Here is a 1,712-nt window from a genome sequence, read left to right on the forward strand (position 1 = left end):
GCGTATCCATTCATGGCGTAAAATCATCGCAAGATATCGGCGGAAAAGGCGCTAATCAGGCGATTGTCATTTCCCGCTGCGGTATCGATACACAATTAATAGCCGCCACCGGTAACGATATTAACGGCGAGTGGATTCGCGATTGCATGCAAAGCGAAAAATTAACGTTAAATCCTCAAAATAGTATTTCTGAACATAGTGACACCTCAATCATTTTTACCAGTCACGACGGCGACAATGCGATTATTACCACCATGGCAGCAGCCGAAGCGCTAACGCTGGATATTATCCTGGCGCATTTAGCGGATGCCTCAGCCGGCGATATTCTGTTACAGCAAGGTAATTTCTCCGTTGATAAGACCCGCGCCCTGTTTAGCTGGGCAAAAAATCATGGGCTCATCACCGTATTTAATCCTTCCCCCGCCAACCCAGACTTTGCCGATTTGTGGCCGCTGGTCGATATTGCCGTGGTCAATCAACATGAAGCCGAACTGCTGCAACCTGTTGGTATCCCCACTCTGGTTATTACTCAGGGCGCCGCAGGTGCTGAACTGATCACCGATGCCCAACACCATTTTTGCCCGGCAACACCGATTCAGGTCGTAGATAGCACCGGAGCAGGCGATACGTTCCTGGCGGTGCTACTTGCTTCGGCCTTACTGCGCGGTGTCGCGCCCGATGTCCTCGCGCTGCAGCATGCCAGCGCGGCGGCCGCCATTACCGTGAGCCGTACCGGAACACTGAAAGCCTTTCCAACTGAGTGTGAACTCAGTGCACTGCTGTCCGTGGGTCTTTAACGGTGGCCTTCCGGCCACCTCTCGCAACAACGCACTTATTTAAACAGCGGACGGTAAGTATCCACGTTCGCTTTGGTTACCACGGTGGCAGGCACCAGAATCGTTTTATTGACAGCTTTTCCTTCATTGATGGCGTTAAGTGCTTTCAGCGCCTCTTCGCCCATCTTTTTCGGATCCTGTTGCAGCACCGCCGTCACATAGCCGCCGTCAATCCCGCTGATGGCTTTCGCGGTCAGATCCCAACCAAACACCTTGATATCTTTCTGGCGTCCCTGGTTTTCCACCGCCGCAATGGCACCAAGCAGTGCCGGTTCGCCGGTGGCGTAAATCGCGGTGAGGTCTGGATTACCGGTGATCAGGTTTTCCGCCGCTGTCATCGCGTTGTCCTGAATGTTCTGACCATCTACCACATCAGCAACAGTAATTTTGCTGTTACTTTTAATGGTGTCTTCAAACCCTTTCTGACGCTGGTTTTGAATCGCTGAGTTCAATGCACCAACAATGCCTAAGCGCGCCTTACCCCCCATCTCTTTTGCCACGTAATCGACAAAATATTTACCGAGGATTTTACCACCTTCAAGGTTATCCACCCCAACCTGCGACGCTTGCGGGCCTGCTGGTAATACAGCATCAATCGCAATCACCGGGATTTTCGCTGCGGCTGCTTCTTTAATCGCTGGCATAATGCCGTTAACATCGATGGCATCGACTAAGATGCCTTTCACGCCTTGTTGAATATAGTTTTCAATGGCATCGTTTTGTGCCACAGGATTATCGTTCGCGTTATAAATCACCAGCTCTTTACCACTGGCTTTAGCCGCTTCCTGAGCCCCCTGATTCATAAGATTAAAAAACAGAGCCTGCTGGTTAATTTGTACTAATGCATAAGTGGGCGCGGCATGGGCTAATGTAAAA

2 protein-coding genes are annotated in these 1,712 nt (G+C 50.9%); one reads left to right on the plus strand and one right to left on the minus strand.

Features of this window, described 5'->3' with window-relative positions; translation table 11 throughout:
- On the plus strand, positions 1–797 hold a 797-nt coding region (locus tag QMM04_RS22395), incomplete at its 5' end, for a PfkB family carbohydrate kinase (RefSeq protein WP_282997093.1).
- A gap of 35 nt (positions 798–832) precedes the next feature.
- Here the strand turns inward: QMM04_RS22395 and QMM04_RS22400 are convergent.
- Positions 833–1,712 (minus strand): substrate-binding domain-containing protein (locus QMM04_RS22400; RefSeq protein ID WP_282997094.1); only part of this gene is annotated, 880 nt, incomplete at its 5' end.

Origin of the sequence: Pantoea sp. Pa-EAmG (assembly GCF_030024295.1) — a bacterium.
GTDB lineage: Bacteria > Pseudomonadota > Gammaproteobacteria > Enterobacterales > Enterobacteriaceae > Pantoea > Pantoea dispersa.